At 43.2% G+C, this 23,440-nt stretch carries 23 protein-coding genes and 1 pseudogene; 14 read left to right on the top strand and 10 right to left on the bottom strand.

The genetic code is table 11. The features are described from left to right. The first annotated feature begins 191 nt into the window (after positions 1-191). Together OCV39_RS03685 and bcp are read left to right on the top strand one after the other, a co-directional pair. Positions 192-734 carry a glycine cleavage system protein R gene (locus OCV39_RS03685; RefSeq protein ID WP_017054235.1) on the top strand — a complete coding sequence of 181 codons (543 nt, stop codon included), beginning with the start codon at positions 192-194 and terminating at the stop codon, positions 732-734. A 12-nt stretch (positions 735-746) separates the two neighbouring features. After that, positions 747-1,214, top strand: a complete 468-nt coding sequence (gene bcp, locus OCV39_RS03680; protein ID WP_017054236.1) for a thioredoxin-dependent thiol peroxidase — start codon at positions 747-749, stop codon at positions 1,212-1,214. 122 nt (positions 1,215-1,336) lie between these two features. Here bcp and OCV39_RS03675 read toward each other — a convergent pair whose 3' ends face one another. Together OCV39_RS03675 and OCV39_RS03670 are read right to left on the bottom strand one after the other, a co-directional pair. After that, positions 1,337-2,410: an AI-2E family transporter gene (locus OCV39_RS03675; RefSeq protein WP_017054237.1), complete on the bottom strand. Its 1,074-nt coding sequence runs from the start codon at positions 2,408-2,410 to the stop codon at positions 1,337-1,339. Between the two features lie 7 nt (positions 2,411-2,417). Continuing rightward, complete coding sequence (locus tag OCV39_RS03670; RefSeq protein ID WP_017054238.1) at positions 2,418-2,642, bottom strand: sulfurtransferase TusA family protein; 225 nt, start codon at positions 2,640-2,642, stop codon at positions 2,418-2,420. 197 nt (positions 2,643-2,839) lie between these two features. On the opposite strand from OCV39_RS03670, the gene bepA reads away from it, so the two are divergent. The 4 genes from bepA to OCV39_RS03650 all read left to right on the top strand — a co-directional run bounded on the left by bepA (position 2,840) and on the right by OCV39_RS03650 (position 5,772). Next, complete coding sequence (bepA, locus tag OCV39_RS03665) at positions 2,840-4,306, top strand: beta-barrel assembly-enhancing protease (protein WP_017054239.1); 1,467 nt, start codon at positions 2,840-2,842, stop codon at positions 4,304-4,306. 105 nt (positions 4,307-4,411) lie between these two features. Beyond that, positions 4,412-4,762, top strand: coding sequence for an arsenate reductase (glutaredoxin) (gene arsC, locus OCV39_RS03660; RefSeq protein WP_261888990.1), 351 nt, complete (start codon positions 4,412-4,414; stop codon positions 4,760-4,762). Positions 4,763-4,774: 12 nt separating this feature from the next. Further along, a complete protein-coding gene (wrbA, locus tag OCV39_RS03655; RefSeq protein WP_261888988.1) occupies positions 4,775-5,347 on the top strand; it encodes an NAD(P)H:quinone oxidoreductase in 573 nt (190 codons plus the stop codon). After that, entirely contained in the window at positions 5,347-5,772 is a 426-nt protein-coding gene (locus OCV39_RS03650; protein ID WP_017054242.1) for a DUF2069 domain-containing protein, read from the top strand. Before wrbA ends, OCV39_RS03650 begins: the two co-directional genes overlap by 1 nt. A 147-nt stretch (positions 5,773-5,919) precedes the next feature. Here OCV39_RS03650 and OCV39_RS03645 read toward each other — a convergent pair whose 3' ends face one another. Next, positions 5,920-7,128 (bottom strand): DUF2066 domain-containing protein, encoded by a 1,209-nt coding sequence (locus tag OCV39_RS03645; RefSeq protein WP_017054243.1) that lies wholly within the window; start codon positions 7,126-7,128, stop codon positions 5,920-5,922. A 232-nt stretch (positions 7,129-7,360) separates the two neighbouring features. Between OCV39_RS03645 and OCV39_RS03640 the strand changes: the two genes are divergently transcribed. Continuing rightward, the gene (locus tag OCV39_RS03640) at positions 7,361-8,611 is read left to right on the top strand and encodes a uracil-xanthine permease family protein (RefSeq protein ID WP_113799021.1); all 1,251 of its coding nucleotides are present in this window, start codon (positions 7,361-7,363) and stop codon (positions 8,609-8,611) included. Positions 8,612-8,716: 105 nt separating this feature from the next. On the opposite strand, the gene upp is transcribed toward OCV39_RS03640, so the two are convergent. Further along, entirely contained in the window at positions 8,717-9,343 is a 627-nt protein-coding gene (gene upp, locus OCV39_RS03635) for a uracil phosphoribosyltransferase (RefSeq protein ID WP_017054245.1), read from the bottom strand. A gap of 312 nt (positions 9,344-9,655) precedes the next feature. Between upp and purM the strand changes: the two genes are divergently transcribed. After that, complete coding sequence (gene purM, locus OCV39_RS03630; protein ID WP_261888985.1) at positions 9,656-10,696, top strand: phosphoribosylformylglycinamidine cyclo-ligase; 1,041 nt, start codon at positions 9,656-9,658, stop codon at positions 10,694-10,696. 130 nt (positions 10,697-10,826) lie between these two features. After that, complete coding sequence (gene purN / locus OCV39_RS03625; RefSeq protein WP_261888984.1) at positions 10,827-11,465, top strand: phosphoribosylglycinamide formyltransferase; 639 nt, start codon at positions 10,827-10,829, stop codon at positions 11,463-11,465. A gap of 110 nt (positions 11,466-11,575) precedes the next feature. On the opposite strand, the gene OCV39_RS03620 is transcribed toward purN, so the two are convergent. Beyond that, positions 11,576-12,421: a class II glutamine amidotransferase gene (locus tag OCV39_RS03620; RefSeq protein WP_017054249.1), complete on the bottom strand. Its 846-nt coding sequence runs from the start codon at positions 12,419-12,421 to the stop codon at positions 11,576-11,578. 77 nt (positions 12,422-12,498) lie between these two features. Beyond that, positions 12,499-13,074 (bottom strand): D-sedoheptulose 7-phosphate isomerase, encoded by a 576-nt coding sequence (gene lpcA, locus OCV39_RS03615; RefSeq protein WP_113799024.1) that lies wholly within the window; start codon positions 13,072-13,074, stop codon positions 12,499-12,501. Positions 13,075-13,472: 398 nt separating this feature from the next. On the opposite strand from lpcA, the gene fadE reads away from it, so the two are divergent. Beyond that, the gene (fadE, locus tag OCV39_RS03610) at positions 13,473-15,917 is read left to right on the top strand and encodes an acyl-CoA dehydrogenase FadE (protein WP_113799025.1); all 2,445 of its coding nucleotides are present in this window, start codon (positions 13,473-13,475) and stop codon (positions 15,915-15,917) included. 114 nt (positions 15,918-16,031) lie between these two features. Here fadE and OCV39_RS03605 read toward each other — a convergent pair whose 3' ends face one another. Both OCV39_RS03605 and dnaQ read right to left on the bottom strand, forming a co-directional pair. Further along, positions 16,032-17,282, bottom strand: coding sequence for a TIGR03503 family protein (locus tag OCV39_RS03605; RefSeq protein WP_113799026.1), 1,251 nt, complete (start codon positions 17,280-17,282; stop codon positions 16,032-16,034). A gap of 8 nt (positions 17,283-17,290) precedes the next feature. Then, a complete protein-coding gene (gene dnaQ, locus OCV39_RS03600; RefSeq protein ID WP_017054254.1) occupies positions 17,291-18,022 on the bottom strand; it encodes a DNA polymerase III subunit epsilon in 732 nt (243 codons plus the stop codon). Positions 18,023-18,078: 56 nt separating this feature from the next. On the opposite strand from dnaQ, the gene rnhA reads away from it, so the two are divergent. Next, positions 18,079-18,546, top strand: a complete 468-nt coding sequence (rnhA, locus tag OCV39_RS03595; RefSeq protein WP_113799027.1) for a ribonuclease HI — start codon at positions 18,079-18,081, stop codon at positions 18,544-18,546. 2 nt (positions 18,547-18,548) lie between these two features. Here the strand turns inward: rnhA and OCV39_RS03590 are convergent, their stop codons facing one another. Beyond that, positions 18,549-19,283 carry a class I SAM-dependent methyltransferase gene (locus tag OCV39_RS03590; protein WP_261888980.1) on the bottom strand — a complete coding sequence of 245 codons (735 nt, stop codon included), beginning with the start codon at positions 19,281-19,283 and terminating at the stop codon, positions 18,549-18,551. A 39-nt stretch (positions 19,284-19,322) separates the two neighbouring features. On the opposite strand from OCV39_RS03590, the gene gloB reads away from it, so the two are divergent. The 3 genes and pseudogenes from gloB to OCV39_RS03575 all read left to right on the top strand — a co-directional run bounded on the left by gloB (position 19,323) and on the right by OCV39_RS03575 (position 22,446). Next, positions 19,323-20,081, top strand: a complete 759-nt coding sequence (gene gloB, locus OCV39_RS03585; RefSeq protein ID WP_261888978.1) for a hydroxyacylglutathione hydrolase — start codon at positions 19,323-19,325, stop codon at positions 20,079-20,081. A gap of 260 nt (positions 20,082-20,341) precedes the next feature. Beyond that, positions 20,342-21,751: pseudogene (locus OCV39_RS03580) on the top strand (LysM peptidoglycan-binding domain-containing protein); the annotation flags it as partial. Next, positions 21,748-22,446 carry a YIP1 family protein gene (locus tag OCV39_RS03575; protein WP_017053964.1) on the top strand — a complete coding sequence of 233 codons (699 nt, stop codon included), beginning with the start codon at positions 21,748-21,750 and terminating at the stop codon, positions 22,444-22,446. The pseudogene OCV39_RS03580 and the gene OCV39_RS03575, both read left to right, overlap by 4 nt. On the opposite strand, the gene OCV39_RS03570 is transcribed toward OCV39_RS03575, so the two are convergent. Continuing rightward, positions 22,443-23,291 (bottom strand): endonuclease/exonuclease/phosphatase family protein, encoded by an 849-nt coding sequence (locus OCV39_RS03570; protein ID WP_261888974.1) that lies wholly within the window; start codon positions 23,289-23,291, stop codon positions 22,443-22,445. The two genes, OCV39_RS03575 and OCV39_RS03570, sit on opposite strands and share 4 nt — an antisense overlap. Between the last annotated feature and the right edge of the window lie 149 nt (positions 23,292-23,440).

Genomic DNA, 23,440 nt, shown 5'->3' with positions numbered 1-23,440 from the left:
TTTTATCCAAATCCACACAACCGATTCGTATATTCAATGAATTTAAACTTAGTATAAAGTGACACACTTACTCGGTGTCATGTAATGGTGATATTTCATTTAGTGCCTTTAAAAAGCCTCCTCATCTCTCATCCCGCCCCGATAACTGTGCTAACATGCAACCAATAATGGAATAAAAAATAAGTGATATTATGACTCAACATCTAGTAATCACAGCTGTTGGCGCTGATCGCCCAGGGGTGTGTAATCAAGTCGTACATTTAGTAACTCAATCTGGCTGTAATATTATTGATAGCCGAATCGCTCTCTTTGGGAACGAATTCACATTAATCATGCTGCTATCTGGCACAACCAATACGATTACACGAGTTGAAACGACGCTCCCTCTACTAGGGCAAGATCATGATCTCATCACCATAATGAAGCGCACCTCTCCTCACGAATATTTAGATAATAGCTATACTGTCGAAGTCTTTGTCGAGTCAGATGACAAACTAGGACTGACAGAGAAATTTACTCAATTCTTTGCCGATCAAAACATTGGTTTAGACTCACTCAGCGCAAAAACCATCAATAAATCCAAAGTGCAACTTGATAGTGACCAGTTCCATATTGCGATCACCGCTTCTATCAGTTCAGATTTCAACCTGATGCAACTACAAGAAGATTTTGATGCGCTATGTGCTGAGCTTTCGGTTCAAGGCTCGCTCAACTTTATAAAAAACAGTCAATAGAAAGGAAAATCGATGAATACGCTGACTGCTGGCACTCCTGCTCCAGCCTTTTCTCTACTCGATCAAGATGGAAAAACAATAACGCTTGCTGATTTTGCAGGTAAGAAAGTACTTTTTTATTTTTACCCGAAAGCAATGACCCCAGGTTGCACAGTTCAAGCTCAAGGCTTAAGAGACACTAAAAAAGAGCTGGATGAGCATAATGTTGTGGTGCTTGGTGTCAGTATTGACCCTGTTAAACGCTTAGGTAAATTTATTGAGCGTGACAACTTAAATTTTTCACTTCTTTCCGATGAAGATCACCAATGCGCAGAGCAATTTGGTGTGTGGGGAGAAAAGAAATTTATGGGCCGTACCTATGATGGTTTGCACCGTATCAGCTTTTTAATTAATGAAGAGGGGATCATTGAGCACGTTTTCAACAAGTTCAAAACGAAGACTCATCATGAAGTAGTTCTTGATTACTTAAACGATAAATAAGACAGGATTACATCATCTAGGCAACACCTTCTACAAAAAAAGCCCTGAGTATGAACTTAGGGCTTTTTCGTTATTGAGCAAAAAGGTTTATGACTACACCATCATGCTTAGGTAAACAATAATCACGATTCCGCAACATCAGATTCAATCTCAGTGCTTGGCAGGGCGTTCCATACCGCTTTGACTAATGTGGCTAAAGGAATCGCAAAGAATACGCCCCAGAACCCCCATAACCCACCAAAAACCAGTACAGCAACGATGATTGCCACTGGATGCAAATTCACAGCTTCAGAGAATAGAATCGGGACAATCACATTGCCGTCCAAGGCTTGAATAATGCCGTACGCGATCATCAACCAGTAGAATGGAGTGTCTAACCCCCACTGAAACAGACCAACAATGGCCACAGGAACCGTGACCGCAGCCGCACCAATATATGGAATCAAAACCGACAAACCAACGGCAACCGCCAGTAGCACTGAATAGCGCAAATCTAAAATGGCAAAAGTAATATAGCTCACACCACCAACGATCAAAATTTCCAACACCTTACCTCGGATATAGTTAGAAATCTGTTGATTCATTTCACGCCATACTTTCGTCGCTAAACGACGATTCTTAGGCAGTACTCCACTCGCCATTCTAACCATCTCTTCTTTGTCTTTTAACAAGAAGAAGATAAGCAGAGGCACAAGGATGAGATAAACCCCTAGCGTTGCGATACTGATAAGAGAAGCCAGAGATCCTTTTACAACGCTCTCCCCCATGCCCAATACTTTGTTTTTTGCATTAGAGGCTATCGACTCGACAATCTGCAAGTTGGCGAGCTCAGGGAAACGTTCTGGAATGGCAATAATGAATTTTTGCAGTTCATTGTACATGTTAGGAATATCATTGATGAGGTTCCCCACTTGATGCCAAATCGTTGGAACCAAACCAAACAGAGCCAACAACGTTAAACTGAAGAAAACCATAATAACAAGCACAACGGACAGGGTTCTTGGTATCCCCACACGGCACAATTGAGCAATGGGCCATTCAAGAAGATATGCCAATACTATTGCCACAAGCAGCGGTGCAATCAAATGGCCGAAGAAATAAATGGTAATGAAACCAAAGAATAAAATGGCGACCAAACTTACTGCATGTGGATCTGAAAAACGTCGTTTATACCAACGACTGATCATTTCAAGCATGTGACAATTATCCCTGTTTTAAAACGGTAATAGTGTAGAAACTACGATGAGCAACACTCTCAATATCAAATTGTTTGAGGCGCAAAAAGCTCACGATATCCTGCATAGAGCTAGTATCTGAAATCTGAATGGACAACGACTCGCCCTCTTGAAGCAAAATTGCACGCCGTTTAGCAAGTAATAGTGCCATTGGGCAACGTTCTTCACGTAAATCAAGAATATTAGGTTCCATTCTCAGACTCTATGCATATTATAAGGTACGTATTGTAATCGCTTTTTAGCCCCATACCAGCTTTTCTATTCTTTACGTTATTTGCTCTAGACAATCTATCAATAACAAGTAAATTCAATATCAGCAATAAACTGAAGAAACCAAATTAAGACTTTATTGTCTCAATGTCAGATGACTACGGAGTACCACTGACTAATATGTTTACACGCACTCGCTCACTTGTTTGCCTCTGTGTGGCCACCGCTTTAGGTTCGCCACTGCCTAGCTATGCTAATTCAAATTTAGCGAGTAATGCTAACTTGCCCGATATTGGGACAGCCGCTAGTGGTACGTTAACGATAGATCAAGAGATCATTTATGGGGATGCTTACATGCGAATGCTAAGAAGCAGCCAACCCATCATCAATGATCCCGTTTTAAATGAGTACATAGATAGCTTAGGGCATCGTCTTGTCGCAAACGCAAATGATGTCAAAACACCATTTAAATTTTTCATGATTCGAGATCGTAATATTAACGCTTTCGCATTTTTTGGTGGCCACGTCGCATTGCACTCTGGGCTATTTCTACATGCTCGCAGTGAAAGCGAGCTAGCTTCCGTCGTAGCACACGAAATTGCTCACGTAACTCAACGTCATTTAGCCAGAAGTATGGAAGACCAAGCCCGACGTTCACCAGCCACTATTGCAGCGCTCGCAGGCTCGCTTTTATTAGCTATCGCAGCACCAGAAGCTGGAATCGCCGCATTGACGGCAACAACGGCAGGTTCAATGCAAGGCACCATTAATTATACTCGTAGCAATGAGAAAGAAGCCGATCGCTTTGGGATTAATACCCTAGCAAAGGCAGGCTTCGAGGCCAAAGCAATGCCACGATTCTTTGGTCGATTAGCCGATGAGTACCGATACGCAAGTAAACCGCCACCAATGCTGCTTACCCACCCATTACCAGAGGATAGAATCACAGACAGCAGAGCGCGCGCCCAAAGCTACCCTTCAATGCGCGTGATCCCTTCTCTTGATTATCATTTAACTCGTGCTCGTATTGTGGCGAGATATGCGGGTATTGAGAATGACTCAGCTCTAGACTGGTTTGAACGAACAGCCAAAAAGGCACCAAGTGAACTGAATCCATCATTTGAATATGGCAAAGCGCTGGTCTACCTAGATACCAAAAAGCTAGATTTAGCCGAGCCTATTTTACTTAAGCTGCTCAAAAGTGATCCAGAAAATAATTTCTATCTTGATGCCGTGTCCGATCTTTACATCGCACAAAAACAACCAGAAAAAGCAATCACCTTATTAGAAAAGTCACTGAAAGCAAAACCAAGTAATTCAGTGCTCACAATTAATCTTGCGAATGCACTTTTAAAGAAAGAGCAATACCAGGAGGCCATCCGAATTTTACAACGCTACACCCATGACAACCCAGATGACGTCAACGGATGGAGCTTACTTTCAGAAGCGAATATTCGAATTGGCAGTAGCGATGAAGATCTTGCGGCACGCGCGGAAATACTGGCACTCAAAGCTAATTGGAATAAGGCGATTCAATACTATAGCCAAGCGAGTCAACTGGCAGAATTAGGCAGTTTAAAACAAGCAAGGTACGATGCACGAATTGATCAGTTGATGATTCAACGAGATCGCTTCATTGCATTGTAAAATAAATAATTTATACAAATAACATGCACTTATTCAATGACTCAGCTGCTATGAATAAGTCATGATGAATAAGTACGATAATAATAATTAAACTAGGAGAAAAACATGCCAGTCGTCATTTACCACAACCCAAAATGCTCAAAAAGCCGTCAAACACTCGCTCTATTAGAAGAGCAAGGCATTCAACCTGAAGTGGTAAAATATTTAGAAACGTCATTTACCATTGATGATTTAAAAACACTCTATTCACAACTCGGCTTTGCATCGGTTCGTGAAATGATGCGTACAAAAGAGGCGCTATATAAGGAGTTAAACCTAAGTGATGAATCTCTATCCGATGACGAGCTGTTTGAATCCATGGTGAAAAATCCAAAGCTATTTGAACGTCCAGTCGTGGTTGCGAATAACCAAGCAAAAATCGGACGCCCACCAGAACAAGTCCTTGAGATCATTTAAGATTTATTAAAAATGAATATTAAAATTCTCATCTTATACTATAGCCGCCACGGCAGCACGTTATCGCTCGCGAGACAAATCGCACGAGGCGTTGAATCGGTTCCCAATTGCGAAGCCGTTCTACGCACAGTGGCCGATCTTAGCGATGATGTGCAACAAGCCAATGACCCGATAGCCTCCCTTGACGAACTTCGTCAATGCGATGGCTTAGCATTGGGCAGCCCAGTTTGGTTCGGAAACATGGCGGGCTCAATGAAACACTTTTGGGACAGCACAACACCACTATGGATCAGCGGCGATCTCATCGATAAACCAGCATGTGTTTTTACGTCCTCATCCTCGATGCATGGTGGGCAAGAAACGACTCAGCAAAGCATGCTATTACCTTTGCTGCATCATGGTATGCTGATTTTGGGGATCCCCTACTCTGAGCCATCTCTACACACGACTCAAAGCGGTGGTACCCCTTATGGTGCGAGTTCTGTCTCCAGTAACTCGTCATTAACGAAAGAAGAGATAGAACTCGCGCAATACCTTGGAAAACGCCTAGCTAACGTCGCTCGCAAACAAAAGGAGATTGTATAATGTCGGAGATGTCATCCAGAACACGACAATATCGGTATTTAGCTCTATTTAGTAACCTCTTTCTACTTGCTTGGGTCGCATTGTGGCAGCTCTTCATTTCCCCGCACCCAGGTCTGTCGAACACAACTCTAGCCATTGCGTGGAGTATTCCGCTGCTACTTCCTCTTCCAGGCATTCTGGCTGGCAAAGCTTACACCCACGCATGGGCAAATTTCATTCTCATGCTGTATTTCCTGCATGCTTTAACCATCTTATATGTTGATGGCGGTGAGCGATGGCTAGCGCTGATCGAATTAGTACTCACCATGCTATGTTTTGCTGGGAATATTCTATTTGCTCGCGCAAGAGGCAAGGAGATGGGCTTAAAGCTAAACCGTCTTTCTGAAGTAGAAAAGCAAGAAAAAGCGAAATTTAACCAGGACTAACTCTCATAAGTTAAAGCCCACTGACTAGTAAAAACTCGCAGATTGACTCAAATATAGAGACATCGATAGAAAAAGAGCCCACTAACATCGCTAGCGGGCTCTTTTCATGACCATCTCTTATTCATAGCAGAAGAGAGTGGGATAACACTATCTATCTATCCATTCGAATACGATAACAGGCTCACTTGGCTGAACATCTTCGGTTAAGCTAACTTGATCAGCTATAAAGGCTTCGTTGTCATTAGTGGCTACTACTGCTGATTCAACAACCGCGGTTTGAGGAAGCGTTTCTTGCGCAAGGCTAGTGCTTTGATCCGTCGTTTCCTGAGTTAGAACAGGCGCAGTCTCCACCACGTCAGACTCTGACGTAAATGCCGCAACTTGCTTAATGTTAGTCATCTCTTGCTCAAATTCACTTTTCGATGTTAATAAGTGAACACGAAATGTCACTTCATCGCCTTGAATCTTAAGGATATCGATAGAAGCTACTGAGTTTAAAGACTTCAATTGGTTCTCTAGATGAAAGAAACTGACCGCACTCTTAATATTGATGAATTGCGCTAAAACAGATTCAGAAGATTCACTTGCAACATTCACAGCACTTTTTGTCGCGTAGTACTGACTCACCTGATCAATCAACTGAGCACTAATTTCAGATACTGAACCGTTTTCCTGACCAAAGACAGGTGAACGAGGAGAAGAAGAGATCGCTTCAGGTTGCTGGTCATACAGAGTCCAGCGCAATGAATTACCTTGAGCGCGCAATACTAAGACCGCATCAACAGGATAACGTTGGCTGGCTAAACTGATTGGTGAAACAAAACCGCCCCACAGGTCAGAAACCGCGATACCAGTAATATCATCAAAATCCCCGACAGGAACGGTAATAGGTAGGCCACGAGCATCCGCTTGTTCTCGTATAGACGTAATCAATGCAGAAGGTGAATGCTCCCAGCTAATGATTCGGTCATAATTTTGCTCTTCTACCAACCACACCAAAATATTGGCACGACTCTCTGGCCAATAAGGCAACTGAGCCTGAGTTAATAATGCGCGTAATTGTGGACCATTAAATGACATTTTTAGCGTTTGTTGCTGATCAAGTTCGCCATACCCCATTTGAGTTAAATACTGCGCACTCTGCCTTAGGGCTTTACGAACCACTTCATTTTCAAGTGCCACCGTCGAACCTGTCGCTCTTACAATAACTTGTTGCAAGCCTTGAACACGAGCCACTGTTTCCGCATCCTTCTCTTCATTATTAATAACGATTTCAGAACGATACAGATCCACTTGAGTCAATGCATAAGTTGGCAAGGATAGTAATCCCATAAACAGTAGAGCGAAGTTGCGCATAGTAATCCTAAAAATTAGTACTTAAGCGTTGATGATAAGCAACTATGAATGCAGGAGCAAGACAACAACTTCAGCGCTAGGTGAAAATTTGCACCTTTATTGTCGATTATCTCAACAAACATTAACTTTTTTTGCTATTTGCCAGTTTTTTTTGATCAAAACACTAAAGCAATCGTTTGCAGAGTGGTAGAATCCTGCAAATTTTATTTTCAGACTTACAGGGATACCAAATATGAAAAATGCAATTCAAGGTGCACAAATGCTATTTGTCGCCTTCGGCGCATTAGTTCTTGTTCCATTATTAACAGGGTTAGATCCAAGCGTTGCTCTATTTGGCGCAGGCGTTGGTACACTTTTATTTCAATTTATCACCAAACGTACCGTCCCGATTTTCTTAGCTTCTTCTTTTGCGTTTATTGCACCAATCATGTTCGGCATTCAAACTTGGGGAATTGGCGCAACCATGGGTGGCTTAATGGCCGCTGGGGTTGTGTATGTATTGATGGGTGCTTTAATCAAGGTGAAAGGCGTAGAGATCATTCATAAGATTCTTCCACCAGTTGTGGTTGGCCCAGTGATTATGGTGATTGGTTTAGGTCTTGCACCAACAGCGGTAAACATGGCGCTAGGTAAGAGTGGCGATGGCGCAATTCAACTTATCGATGGTAGCGCGGCATTATGGATTTCGAGTGTGTCGCTGTTCACGACTATTGCAATCAGCACTATCGGTAAAGGCTTTCTTCGATTACTACCTATTGCTGGCGGTATCTTAGCGGGTTATGTCTTAAGCCTATTCTATGGCGTAGTTGATTTCACTCCTGTTGCACAGGCATCTTGGCTTTCAATGCCAAACTTTACGTTCCCTGAATTCAACATCAACGCGATTTTATTCATGATCCCTGTCGCCATTGCACCAGCAGTTGAACACGTAGGTGATATGCTCGCAATCTCTAACGTAACAGGTAAAAATTACCTTAAAAAACCAGGTCTACACAGAACCATTGCTGGCGACGGAATTGCGACAATTGCAGCCTCTATGGTTGGAGCGCCACCGAATACAACTTACAGTGAAGTCACTGGTGCAGTAATGCTGACCAAAGCATTTAACCCTGTCATTATGACTTGGGCGGCGATTACCGCGATTGTTCTTGCACTTGTTGGCAAACTTGGCGCGCTATTACAGACCATTCCTGTGCCTGTTATGGGTGGTATTATGATTCTGCTATTCGGTTCAATTGCAACGGTTGGCCTTAATACTCTAATCAAGAACAATGTGGATCTGCACAAGTCTCGCAACTTAGTCATCGTTGCTGTAACGCTAGTCTTTGGTATTGGTGGTATGGCTCTGGGTGTAGGTGACTTTAGCCTACAAGGCGTAAGTTTATGTGGTATTGTCGCAATCCTACTTAACTTAATTTTGCCCCATGAGATGGGTGAAAACCATATTGTCGATAATGCTCAAATGGAAGAGAGTGAGCGTTAGTTTTCGCTGAAAATCGAATAAAAATCGAGCACACAAAAAAAGCCATACCTTAATCGGTATGGCTTTTTATTTTCTAATCGATTTTAAACCCTACCAAGGTAGAGATTATTTAGTACCGAAGATCTTATCGCCTGCATCACCTAAACCAGGAACGATGTAACCTTTATCATTCAATTTTTCATCGATTGCAGCAGTATAAAGCTCTACATCTGGGTGTGCTTTTTTAAGCGCTTCAATGCCTTCAGGAGCCGCGACAAGTACTAGCACTTTAAATACCTTACAGCCTTGTTCTTTCAGTAGATCTAAGGTTGCAATCATAGAACCGCCAGTCGCTAACATTGGATCAACAACTAATGCAATGCGCTCATCAATGTTTGATGCTAGCTTGTTGAAGTACGGTACTGGTTCTAGTGTTTCTTCATCACGATAGATACCAACAACACTAATACGAGCACTTGGCATATGCTCTAACACACCATCCATCATGCCAAGACCAGCACGAAGAATAGGAACAACCGTCACTTTTTTACCTTTAATTTGATCCACTTCAACAGGACCATTCCAACCTTCAATTGTCACACGCTCTGTCTCAAAATCTGAGGTTGCTTCGTAAGTCAGTAGGCTACCCACTTCAGTTGCTAGCTCGCGGAAACGCTTAGTACTAATGTCACCTTCGCGCATTAGGCCAATTTTATGCTTAACTAGCGGGTGTTTTACTTCAACAACTTTCATTTCCATCTCCGGTTTTTAGGCAATATTTAAATAAACCTTCAGATTATACATCTTTCCATGCAAAGTTTCAGAGAAAATCCCCAGCAAAACTGTGTCAATTATGAATTTACAAAAGGCTAATAACTTATTCTGTGTTTCATAAAAGAGTGAAAATACTTCGGTCATTTGAGCTCATGCCTTGATAGATCAATAGGTGAACAGTTTCAACGGAAATGACAAATAAAAAAACTTGCGCAAACGTTTGCTCTTTGAGTTTAAGCACTGGTAGAATAGCGCCGTTTTCACATCTAACTTAAGACCGAGGACTGTCCCGTGAGCGGTAATAACTCTTCTTTAAGCTACAAAGACGCAGGCGTAGATATCGATGCAGGTAATGCACTAGTTGACCGTATTAAAGGTGCCGTAAAACGCACTCGTCGCCCAGAAGTGATGGGTGGCATTGGTGGCTTTGGTGCCCTTTGTCAACTTCCAACTAAATACAAAGAACCCGTACTAGTTTCTGGTACCGATGGCGTTGGAACTAAACTCCGCCTTGCTTTGGATATGAAAAAACATGACACCATTGGTATTGATCTAGTGGCGATGTGTGTGAACGATCTTATCGTTCAAGGTGGTGAGCCTCTTTTCTTCCTAGATTACTACGCAACTGGAAAACTGGACGTTGATACGGCAGCTGATGTTGTGTCTGGTATTGCGGAAGGTTGTGTCCAAGCTGGCTGTGCTCTAATTGGTGGTGAAACCGCTGAAATGCCAGGGATGTATGAAGGCGAAGACTACGACGTTGCAGGCTTCTGCGTTGGCGTAGTAGAAAAAGAAGACATTATCGATGGCACTAAGGTTGCCGCTGGTGATGCGCTTATCGCTGTCGGCTCTAGCGGCCCTCACTCCAATGGGTACTCTTTAATTCGTAAAGTGCTTGAAGTCTCTGGTGCTGATAAGAATGAAGAGCTAGAAGGTCGCACAATTGGCGAACACCTTCTTGAGCCAACAAAGATTTACATTAAGTCAGCACTAAAAATGATTGCTGAACATGATATTCACGCTATCTCACACATTACTGGCGGCGGTTTTTGGGAAAATATCCCTCGCGTACTACCTGAAGGCACGAAAGCTGTCATCGATGGTAAAAGCTGGGAATGGCCTGCAATTTTTAGCTGGCTACAAGAGAAAGGCAATGTGGACACATTTGAGATGTACCGCACGTTCAACTGTGGCGTAGGTCTTGTGGTTGCTCTACCTAAAGATCAAGCCGATGCAGCTGTGGAACTTCTCAAAGCGGAAGGTGAGAATGCTTGGGTTATCGGTGAGATTGCCATTGCCGCTGAAAATGAAGAACAAGTTGAGATCAACTGATTCATTTCAAATCATAACTTAGTTTAATGAATGAGGGCTCTTGAGTCCTCATTCTGCTATCTAGCCTATAGAAAACCCTATAATTTCTAAGTACATTGTCTATCTGACATTCTAACGTTGAGCCAACAGCATGAAAAATATTGTCGTTTTAATTTCTGGTAGTGGTAGTAATCTACAAGCAATATTAGATGCTTGCGAATCTTCAATCACCGATGCAAAAGTGTGTGCGGTATTTTCCAACAAGCAAGATGCTTATGGTTTACAGCGAGCAAAAAAATCGGGCGTAAGTGCGCATTTCGTTGACCCTCTCAACCATGATTCAAGAAAAGAGTTTGATCATGAGTTAATGTGCCAAATTGACGCTTACCAACCGGATCTGATCATTCTCGCGGGGTATATGCGAATTCTGAGCCGAGAGTTTGTCCAGCGCTACGTAGGAAAGATGCTGAACATCCACCCTTCCCTGCTTCCTAAATACCCAGGCTTACATACTCATCAACGCGCCATTGACGCACAAGATAAAGAACACGGAACAAGTGTTCACTTTGTGACAGAAGAGTTAGATGGTGGGCCTGTTGTTTTACAAGCCAAAGTCCCCGTATTTCCTGACGATAGTGCTGAAGATCTTGCCGAGCGAGTATTAACTCAAGAGCACCAAATTTACCCTCTGGTGACTAAATGGTTTATTGAAGGCCGATTAGCCATGATAGATGGAAAAGCGCATTTAGATGGTAAGATACTTGGTGAGCATGGCTACGCAGAAGAGTAACCCATTTAAGAAATAAACCCGTAAACATGTTCTAAGTTCGGTATTGACGCCATCACAGTTGATGACCGAAAAGCCGAACTTAGACAAATGTTTGTGTGACGAACAATAAATTACTCTAGCGGCTGAGTCGGAGCTTGGCTGGCAACTTTAGCAGGCGCATAAGCCACATCCACTAACGCTTCCGCATTCCCATCGATCAGTTCACCAAAGTGGAATAACGCGAATTCATTCGGTTTCATTCGGTGCCACTGTTCATTATCCGTTAAAGGTTGAGTCGCAATGACGGATACAACATCATTGGGTGTCGTCTCTTCTTGAAAGTTAATTTCAACGTCTTCATCAATCAAGCTCGCTTTACCAAAAGGCGCTCGGCGAGTGATCCAGTAAAGATGATTGGTACAATATGTCATGACGTATTCACCATCACTGAGCAACATATTAAATACACCTTTCTCTTTTAGCTTCTCACAGCACTGAGCAACATAGCGAAACATGCCTTCCATATCTTGTGGAGGCTCAGGGTATCGCTCTTCTAACTGTTTAACGAGCCAGCAAAAAGCCATTTCACTATCGGTTTCGCCCACGGGACGGAAGCGCCCTGAATTGAGCTCTTGGTACTCAGTCAACTGCCCATTATGAGCAAAAGTCCAGTAACGTCCCCATAGCTCACGGGTGAAAGGATGAGTATTCTCTAAATTAACACCACCACGGTTCGCTTGCCTGATATGACTAATGACAGCTCGACTTTTGATCGGATAATTCTGAACTAATTCAGCAATTTTAGACTCACAGCTCGGGTTAGGATCCTTAAAGGTACGAAAACCTTTACCTTCATAAAAAGTAATCCCCCAGCCATCACGATGAGGTCCAGTGTTTCCACCACGTTGCATCAAACCGGTAAAACTAAAACAGATATCGGTTGGAACATTAGCGCTCATTCCGAGCAATTCACACATGGCTTAACTTACTCCCTAATATATAAACCATCATTGGCGCTCACTTTCGCGCCAATGTTGAATCAATGGTATGTTGCTTATTCCATCTCTTTTTCAATGAGTTGGATAATGATATGAATAATTTTGATATGGATCTCTTGGATACGATCAGCATATCCAAAATGCGGCACGCGAATTTCAATATCAGCACAACCCGCCATTTTGCCTCCATCTTTGCCCGTCAAAGCAATGCTCTTCATGCCTTTCGCTTTAGCGGCATCAATCGCATTAAGAATGTTTGCTGAGTTTCCAGAAGTGGAAAGTCCAAACAATACATCACCTTTACTGCCCACAGCTTCTAAGTAACGCGAGAACACAAAGTTATAACCAAAGTCATTACTTACACATGAAAGGTGGCTTGGGTCTGAAATCGCAATACCAGGATAGCCAGGACGATCCTCACGATAACGCCCGGTTAGTTCTTCAGCAAAATGCATCGCATCACAGTGTGAGCCACCGTTACCACAAGATAACACTTTGCCACCCTGTTTAAACGAGTCAGCAATCATTTTAGCTGCCGCTTCAATTTGGGCAATATTATGGTCATCCGATAAAAATGCATTTAATACGTCAGCCGCTTCTGTTAGCTCATTTTTAATTAGATCTTGATACATAGCGTGTCTCTTTATGATTTTGCAACATTATTGTTATGCAGCATTATTGTCGCGTAAAAACGCCTTACAAAAACCAACTGCAAACAAATTAACTCAATTAGGAATGAGAGCCGTTTATTACTTTGAGTTTACCCACAAACATTTCAGAGTGTCGATAGTTAAGCTTCAAGAAACCAAGTTTTATTCCACTCCATCACTCTATTTGTTCAGTTAATCAGCACCAAGATCGCAATTTTAGAACGTTTACTCTACTTAGATCACTTTTTATACAGTTAGATATTTTACATTTTGTTAATATTTCATTTACACTTGTAACTGGTTAGACCTCTCCTGTTAGGTCAGGGATTTTAAAACAGACAAACGTGCACACGAGAAACGCGTTTGATAAGGACATATTTATGGATATCTTGCTCTCTATATTAGGATTTACAGTCGTGTTAGGACTGTGCTTCTACCACCGCACATCACTCACTCGGTCACTGTTATTACTTACCGCTACCATGCTTGCACTTACCGCCTTTGGTTATGCGGGGCTTATAGGTTGGTGTACTTATGCTTTATCTGTCGCCGTTTTCTCCGTCCCTAGTATTCGTCAAAGCCTTATCAGTCGAAAAGCTCTGAAAATCTTCAAAACAGTCCTTCCAGCCATGTCACAAACGGAGAAAGAAGCCTTAGATGCAGGTACCGTTTGGTGGGAAGCAGAGCTATTTAAAGGTAAACCTCAGTGGGACAAACTTCACAATATAACGCCACCTACGCTTTCAAAAGAGGAGCAGGCGTTTTTAGATGGTCCTGTTAATGAAGTATGTGCAATGGTCAATGATTACCAAGTCACTCATGAATCGGCAGACCTCTCTCCAGAAGTTTGGCAATATCTAAAAGACCACAAATTTTTCGCCATGATCATCAAGAAGAAGTATGGCGGATTAGAATTTTCAGCCTATGCGCAGTCCTTAGTTCTACAAAAACTTACCGGGGTTTCTGGTGTTTTATCTTCTACCGTAGGTGTTCCAAACTCTCTTGGCCCTGGTGAATTACTGCAACACTATGGAACTAAAGATCAATGTGATTACTACCTACCTCGACTTGCAGAAGGTAAAGAGATCCCATGTTTTGCATTGACGAGTCCAGAAGCGGGTTCTGATGCTGGTTCTATCCCTGATTTTGGTGTGGTATGTAAAGGGGAATGGGAAGGCGAAGAAGTTCTTGGTATGCGCCTGACGTGGAATAAACGCTACATCACTTTAGCACCTGTAGCGACTGTTCTTGGGCTTGCATTTAAGCTTCGCGACCCAGATGCGTTACTCGGCGATAAAGAAGATCTAGGCATCACTTGTGCACTGATACCGACTCATCTTAAAGGGATTGAGATTGGTACACGACACTTCCCACTTAATGTGCCATTCCACAACGGGCCAACTCGCGCTAATGATATTTTTGTACCTTTGAGCTTCATTATTGGCGGTTCTAAGATGGCAGGCCAAGGCTGGAAAATGCTGGTGGAATGCTTATCTGTCGGTCGAGGCATTACGCTACCGTCAAATGCAACAGGTGGTTTAAAAACAGCAGCACTAGCCACTGGCGCTTACGCGAGAATTCGTCGTCAATTCAAACAACCTATAGGCAAAATGGAAGGCATCGAAGAGCCACTAGCACGTATTGCAGGCAACGCCTATGTAATGGATGCGGCAAGTAATTTAACCGTCGCCGGGATCGACCTCGGTGAAAAACCATCGGTTATTTCAGCGATAGTAAAATATCACTGTACTCACCGTGGCCAACGAAGTGTTATTGATGCAATGGATATCGCTGGTGGTAAAGGGATATGTTTAGGCCCATCGAACTTCCTTGCACGTAGCTACCAAGGCGCTCCTATCGCTGTCACTGTGGAAGGTGCCAACATTCTTACCCGTTCGATGATTATTTACGGTCAAGGAGCGATTCGTTGCCATCCATACGTGCTCACTGAAATGAATGCGGCTTACTCAGAGAGTTCTGATGCTGTTGAAAAATTTGATGCTGCTCTTGCAGGACACACTTGTTTCACAATCAGTAATTTGATCCGTAGCTTCTGGTTCGGTTTGACTGACGGCATCGGCTCACACTCACCAACCTCTGATGCAACTAAGCGATACTACCAACAACTGAATCGTTACAGTGCAAACCTTGCTTTGCTTTCAGATGTGTCAATGGTTGTACTTGGGGGTTCGCTCAAGCGTAAAGAGCGTTTATCTGCTCGTTTAGGCGATATTCTAAGCCAGCTATATTTAAGCTCTGCAACGTTAAAGCGCTTTGAAGATGATGGACGTCAGGTCGAAGATTTGCCACTTGTACATTGGGGCCTACAAGACAGCTTAAAACAAACAGAAAAAGCCATTGATGACTTCTTAGCTAACTTCCCGAACCGAGTGATTGGTGGTTGTTTACGCTTTATTCTACTTCCTTATGGACGCGTTCGTTCAGCGCCAAATGATAAGTTGGATAGCCAAGTTGCACAGATCCTACAAACACCGTCAGCGTCACGCTCACGTATCGGTCGTGGACAATACTTGGAACCAACGGAGAATAACCCTGTAGGAAGAATTGAACTGGCACTTGAGATTATTTTAGAAGCAGAGCCGGTGTTTACGAAAGTATGTAAAGCGATAAACGAACGTCGACCATTCTTACGCCTTGATCTGATTGCCGACATAGGTTTAGAGCGAGGTTTGATCAACGAACAGGAAGCCTCACTTCTGAGACAGGCTGAAATCCATCGTTTGTACACAATCAATGTTGATGAGTTTGAGCCGGAAGAGCTCGCGGCAAAGCCCCAAATCCCAAGCATGGATAATGTCGCTTAATTGATGCGTAGAATATTGATGCGTGGAATTGGGACAACGCTTTAAATATAAGATGTGAGTAACAAAAAGGGACTTCTATTAAATAGAGGTCCCTTCTTAAATTCCGCGATTTACTTATTTCTTTGGAGCAGCAAGTTGCATCTCTGGTAATGCCGCCTTTTTCGCTCGGATCTTGCCAATCACGAACCACACTAATAGTCCTAAAATGATCACCACGACATTTCCTATCGCAATAACCATCATACTTTTCTGCCTTGCCGCTTCACGGGCTGCAAGCATCTGCTGCTCCATTTCTATCTTTTTCTGCGCGGCAAGCGCCTCTTCTTGAAGACGCCTCGACTCTTCTATATCAACATCTTTTACGACACTATAAGTCTGCTCACTTATTGGAAAAACCAAGCCGCGCTGTGTGGCGGCGTCTGTCGCGAATATGCGCCCATTCCAAGAGTACTTTCCTAATTCAAGGTGGTTCTCTAGCATCAATGAGACTTTAAACGCCTCTTTCTCCGCTTGGCCTTCAACATAGTTGATAAGATCAGTCGGTGTCAGCTGTTCAATATGAGCCGCGATCGTTCCCGGAGCAATCATCCCTTGCTCTCCTGAGATCACAATATTATGGTCCACACCCTCTTTTCTAGACTGAATAAACGTGGTGGAAATCGGTGAAGGGTACACTAATACCGTACTCTCTTGAGCTCTTAAAAATACACCGTTACCTGACGTGACTCGAACCCGGTATTTACCTGGCTCAACTTCTATCGGTAAGCCTACCGTAAACACACCATCGCCCGCTTTTTCGTCTAACTGTTTACCGTCATCAAGAAATTCACCAACCACAATGGGGATTGGACGAGCCTCTTTCACCAACTCATCTTCATTCTCAATAAACTTAGTAAACGTCACCTTTAGTTTCACGCGATCTAAGAAGTCACGTAGCACCAATGGTTTATCACCTGTTTTGAGCTGAGCGGTAAACTTTAAGAATTCAGTTTTATACAGACGATTTGGAAATCGGTCTGTCCCCAAAGTGAGGTGTGACAATAATTTAATATTATTCTTGGGTGACACTTGCCCTACCGCCTGCCACGGGCCCGCCATAGGTTTATCAATAGAGATAATATCCATCGATGATTCTTGATACCAACGGACGCTATCAGGCGATCGCCATGAGTAATATTTTTTACCATCAGGGCGCACTAACACAACAGGTTGAGAATCTTTAGCTCTATAAATGACAAATGTTATCTGCTCGATCGTTGGATCCACTCGAAATCGATTATCGAGTAGCGACATTGAGGATTCAGGTGTCGCCCATGCGCTCAAAGTGACCAATAACAAACTGAAAGTAGCAAAAATCCTCAACATATATTCTCCTAAATGCGCCAGAGGCAACTTCCGTTCTCTTCAACGATATCTAAACGGGACTGATGTGCATCTAGTTCATCGGCCGTTGCATGTAAAACCTTTAATGCTTTCCGTCCAGAATCCGCTCGTTTTATGACGTCGACACCACCTTGCTGTCCTGCGTTAAACTGTAACGTCGTTTGACCACCCGTCATCAACAGGTAAACATCAGCCAATATCTCCGCATCGAGCAATGCGCCGTGGAGGGTTCGGTGAGAGTTATCTATGCCGTATCGATCACAAAGAATATCAAGGTTATTACGCTTGCCCGGGAAGATCTTCTTCGCCATGGCTAACGTATCTGTCACTTTGCAGTAGTCTGCCGTCTTACCTATTGCAGGATCAAGTTTTTCAAACTCGTAATCCATAAAGCCCGTATCGAAGGGAGCGTTATGGGCCACCAGCTCAGCACCTTTAATAAACTCAAGGAACTCTTCATGCACATCTTGATAAAAGGGCTTATCGATCAAGAATTCATCGGTGATGCCGTGAACTTCAACCGCTTCCGCTTGGATCTCTCGATCAGCTTTCACATACACATGAAAATGACGACCGGTCAATTTACGGTTAATGATCTCCACCGCGCCAATCTCGATAATGCGATGACCAAGGTAATGTGGACCACCTTCGGTATTCATACCTGTGGTTTCCGTATCTAATACGATGATACGTTTCTGTTCAGAATTGTTACTGGTATTCATAATGATATGTATGTCAGACTATGTGAATTATGTGCTTCTGCTAATAGTATCAAATCATGGCTAAACAAGTTGAAATTTTCACAGATGGTTCCTGTTTAGGTAATCCTGGACCCGGTGGATATGGGATCGTATTGCGTTATAAACAGACCGAAAAAACGCTCTCCAAAGGGTATACCTTAACCACCAACAATCGCATGGAAATGCTTGCCGCGGTGGTGGCGTTGCAAACGTTAAAAGAGCCCTGCCAAGTTGTACTTACTACGGATAGCCAATATGTAAGACAGGGGATCACTCAGTGGATCCATAATTGGAAAAAACGCAACTGGATGACATCAGACAAAAAACCTGTAAAAAATTCAGATCTCTGGAAAGCACTTGATACAGAAACAGCAAGGCACCAAGTTGAATGGAAATGGGTAAAAGGCCATGCAGGCCATCGTGAAAACGAAATTTGTGATGATATCGCCAGAGCCGCGGCCGAAGCGCCAACGGAAGAGGATGTCGGCTACCAACCGACCAGTTAAGTCTATGGCTTATCTTTACCCACACTATAATTTACCCCTAATGGCGATAAACGACGCTTAAGCTTCCAATGAGGTTTAAGCGGTTTGAGTGGGTAGGTTCTTTTTCTGGCGACGATAAAGTACATGCTGCCCATCGGGGATGCCCAATCACCCAAGCTATTCTCAAGCCAAGTCCACATCGTTTGATATCTTTGCATCGGAAACAGCGCATAGGTATCACAATGCACCACTTGATAATTAAGCACACCCAACCAATCTTTGATTCGATTCGGCGTGTACATTCGACCACTCCACGGAAAATTTTTCTTCCGCCATGGAAACAAGCTTGCCAGCCCGGTAAAACTAAAAGGGTTATAGCCAGTGATGATCAAATACCCGTCATCCATCATTACCCGATCAACTTCGCGTAATATTCGATGTGGATCGTTGGCGTAATCTAACTGATGCGCGAGCACGACCGTATCAAAGCTTTTTTCCAAAAAAGGAAGGTGATTCGCATCCGCTATCACATTGTGCAGCGGATTTTTCAAATCTAAGTTAACTTGATGTTGAATATTACAGGTGCAACTGGCAAGCTCACAACTCAGCCCGCCAAGTTTTAGCATATGATAGCCAAATAGTTTAGGGCACCACTCATCAAGCCGAGTTTGGATAGATTCACATACCCACTGGCCGTTTTTTATTTCCGACCATGAATAGGGCTTTTCAAGCTTTTTCGGGCTACGTGCTGGCTTCATTAATAACCTGTCTCACATTTAGAGGCTGGAGAATCGACAATGTTACATATCAAAAGCATACCCGCATTTAATGACAATTACATCTGGCTAATTCAAAATAGCGACCGACGTTGCGCTGTTGTCGATCCTGGTGACTCAAAACCGGTTTTAGCCTACATAAAAGAGCACGATCTCACTCTCGATGCCATTATTATCACTCACCATCACAATGATCATATTGGAGGAGTGCCTGAGCTCGTTAGACAGTACCCAACCATTGATGTTGTTGGGCCTAAACATGAACCCATACCTACCCTTACCCACCCAATGGAAGATGGCGATCAGTTAGAGCTATTTGGCGAAGTATTCTTAGTGCTTGGCCTACCAGGGCATACTAAAGGTCACATTGGCTATGTGGGTGATGGAAAACTCTTCTGTGGGGATGTTCTGTTCTCGGCAGGTTGTGGTCGTATATTTGAAGGCACATCACAGCAGATGTTTGATTCACTCAATAAAATCCTCTCACTTCCGCAAGAGACTGAAATTTACTGTGCGCATGAATATACCGCCAGTAACCTCGCATTTGCATTAGCGGTAGAACCAGACAACGATCTACTTCATCAATATAGAGAGCAGGTCAACCGCTTAAGAGCACAAAACCTCTCCACCATTCCTACGACGTTACGCCAAGAAAAGTGGATCAATCCATTCTTGCGCTACACACAGCCAAGCATTATGAAATCAGTATCAACCAGAACTCAACAAACCGATCCTCTGTCAATTTTTACTGCATTACGTGAGTGGAAAAACGAATTTTAACGATTTGATACTTGTCACTGGTATGAAGTGACAAGTATTATCAGCAGCCGTAAATTAAAAAGGCTGTATCAATGCGAGCTAAGTACAGCTGGGTTTTGGCATTACTACTATCGGGTTGCCAATTAACTCAGTCGAATAACAATACATCTCAAGATGAATCAAATGTCGTTGATGAGGCAACTCAAACACAACAAAATGCATCTGCCATGGATACTGATAGCTCAGCGACGCAACAGCCAACGCTAACTACAGAATTAACCTCCACTCCTGTAAAAGCGACACCACAAAGCCAAGACGATGTTTGGCAACGTATCGCGATGCAGCTTGAGCTTGATGTTCCAAATCATAAAAGTGTCGACTACTACCGAACTTGGTACTTAAAACACCCAAATCATTTGAAAACCGTTTCTCAACGTGCGACTCCTTTTCTATATCTCATCACTGAAAAAATCGAAGCAAGAGGACTCCCCCTTGAGTTAGCCCTGCTTCCTGTTGTTGAGAGTTCATTTGATGCTTTTGCGTATTCTCACGGCAGTGCTGCCGGATTGTGGCAATTTGTTCCCGGCACTGGGAAGATGTACGGCTTAAAACAGAACTTTTGGTATGATGGCCGCCGCGATGTCGATGCCGCTACCGATGCCGCTCTTGATTATCTAACCTATTTAAATAAGCGCTTTGATGGTAATTGGAACCATGCGATTGCTGCTTATAACAGTGGCGGTGGTCGAGTATCAAGTGCCATTCGAAAAAATAGAAAAGCGGGAAAACCGATTGATTTCTTCTCTTTAGATCTTCCTAAAGAGACCAGTGGATATGTACCTAAATTGCTTGCGCTGGCAGATGTTATCGCAAACAAAGATAAATACGGTTTGAAACTTCCTGCAATATCTAACACGCCAGTGTTACAGCTCGTAGATCCAAATGAACAGCTTGACCTGGCCATTGCCGCTAAATACGCAGGCATGAGTGTAAAAGAGTTACAAAGCTATAACCCAGCCTATAACCAGTGGGCAACTGCGCCAGATGGACCATATCAGTTTTTGCTACCCATAGAGAATGTTGCCAATTTCAATCAACACGTTGCTGCGAATCGCGGCAAGGGAATGAAATTAGTTAGGTATAAAATCAAATCAGGCGATAGCCTCAGTGTTCTAGCAAAAAAATACAATACCACCACCAAGGTTATTCGTTCAGCCAACGGCATGAGCAACAATAGCATTCGTGTTGGTAAGTTTCTGATGATCCCAACCTCAACCAAAGACGATAAAGCCTATGCGCTTAGTGCTTCTAACCGCTTAGCGAAAACTCAGGCAACGTCTCGCGGTAAGTACAAGCTTACCCACAAAGTTAAATCGGGTGACAGTTTATGGACAATTGCACGTGCAAATAAAGTGTCACACCAATCGCTAGCAAAGTGGAATGGCATGGGCCCTAGAGATACGCTTCGTATTGGCCAAGAGCTTGTCATCTGGAAAAACGGCAGCGAGGGTGCCATTATTCGCACCGTTTTTTATAGCGTGCGTTCTGGCGATACGTTGAGTGGCATCGCGAGTAAATTCAAAGTAAAAAGTAACGATATTGCGAAATGGAATGGACTGGTTGGCAAAAAATATCTACAACCAGGCCAAAAACTCAAATTATATGTTGATGTAACCAAGGTAAGTGTATGACCCCTTCAAGTAACCCTTTAATTATGTTGGTCGATATTTTTCGATCGCCAACGTCTTGCTTCCTCGCTTTGTATCAACGAGGCGCTTGGGGCTGGCAACCTTATATTATCCTGATTCTGAGCCCGTTTTTATTTTGGGGCGCTTACTTTGCGAACGTCAATTTTGAATGGCTAAGTGCGGCACTTTCAACTCAACTGGCGATTGTTAACCCTGAACAGTTAAAACTATTAGACAGTAATACACTACTCGCAAGTGAGATCATCAGTGATGTCGCAGGGCGTACGATGTCTATTCTTATGCTCGCTTTCTGGTTTAATTTAGCCACTAAGCCTAGCCAGCATAAGCACAGCTTTTGGCGTTGGTTTGCAGCAGCATCTGTGATCATGTTCCCGGCGGTTATTGGTGATTTTGCGAGCTACGTGAGTTTGTTACTGAAGCATGGCCAAGTTATGATCTATGCAGCGGATTTAAATAGCCTGAATGGTTTACTTAAACTGCCATTGACTCATGAGTGGTCACAATTTGCGAGCTCACTGCCACTGCTTATGCCTTGGTATATTGTCCTTGGTTACGCCGCTGTATTGACTTGGACTGAATTTGAGCGTGGGCAAGCTCTCGTTATTTCAGCCCTTCCTTGGGTTGGTTACTACGTGATCTGGGCATTCTACATTCTCGTCATGTCTCTGCTTGGTTAATCTGTTTCCACTAACTTAAAGCTAACCTGCAAAGGGTTATGATCCGAAGCGTCCGTCATGGGCGCTTTTGCGTTTTTTAGCTCTAACCCTCGATAAAAGATATGATCCAAAGTGAGCCCCGTTACAAACTGAGTTCGATTATCCGGATTAAAATGCACTTCCTGTACCCCGAGCTCTCTCAATGAACTCTTCATGGCTTGAACGCGAGCATCACTCCAACTATTGAAATCTCCAGCGACAATCAATGGTCCTTTATGATCTCGAATGGATTTTTCGAGTTTGTTCAACTGCTGCTGGTACTCTTGTGTTCCAAAAGTAAAATTCACTGCATGCACGTTAATCACACCTAAAGTACTACCATCAGAGAGTTGATAATAAGCTCTCAATGCCGATTTAGGTAATCGCAACCAAGGCTCAAGGTCCGTATAAGCACACGCCTGAATTGGTAGGTTTGTCGCTAGGTTTAATACCCCGGCACCCACATTAAAAACTTCAAATGCATTGGCTTGATTACTTCCCCAAGACTGTTCCGCAATCCAACCTTTTAACTCATCTGTCATGCTCGCTTCTTGCAACAACATCAGTTGGCGATATTCACTTAGCGATTCCAACTCTTCACGCCAATTGGAACGTTGCTGTTTGTAGATATTCCAAACTAATACATTTAGCTCGCCATTTTGGTCAATAGCTTCTGGTGATGGATTATCAAAACACTGTAATGACTTTTGATTTGAACCAGCAGCAGAGGAGATCACTTCTGGTGTCGGCGGTACAGAAAAAAGCATAGAAAACCCAAGAAAAACCAAGGTTACGAGAAACAAAACACTCACCAGTACTTTTTTCATTACCTATCCTATTTAAAATAATATCGACTCAACACGGTTCGCTTCGAGGTCTCATCAAATAAGGCTGAGAGCGTGCTTCTACCACTTTAAAACAGAGGCGCTAACACCGTTATAGGGGAAATTTGTGCAATCAAAAAAGGAGCCTTACG

The sequence above is a fragment of the Vibrio cortegadensis genome (genome assembly GCF_024347395.1).
GTDB classification, from domain to species: domain Bacteria; phylum Pseudomonadota; class Gammaproteobacteria; order Enterobacterales; family Vibrionaceae; genus Vibrio; species Vibrio cortegadensis.
The sequence above is the reverse complement of the archived record's forward strand: the minus strand, read 5'-3'. Positions and strand labels throughout refer to the sequence as shown.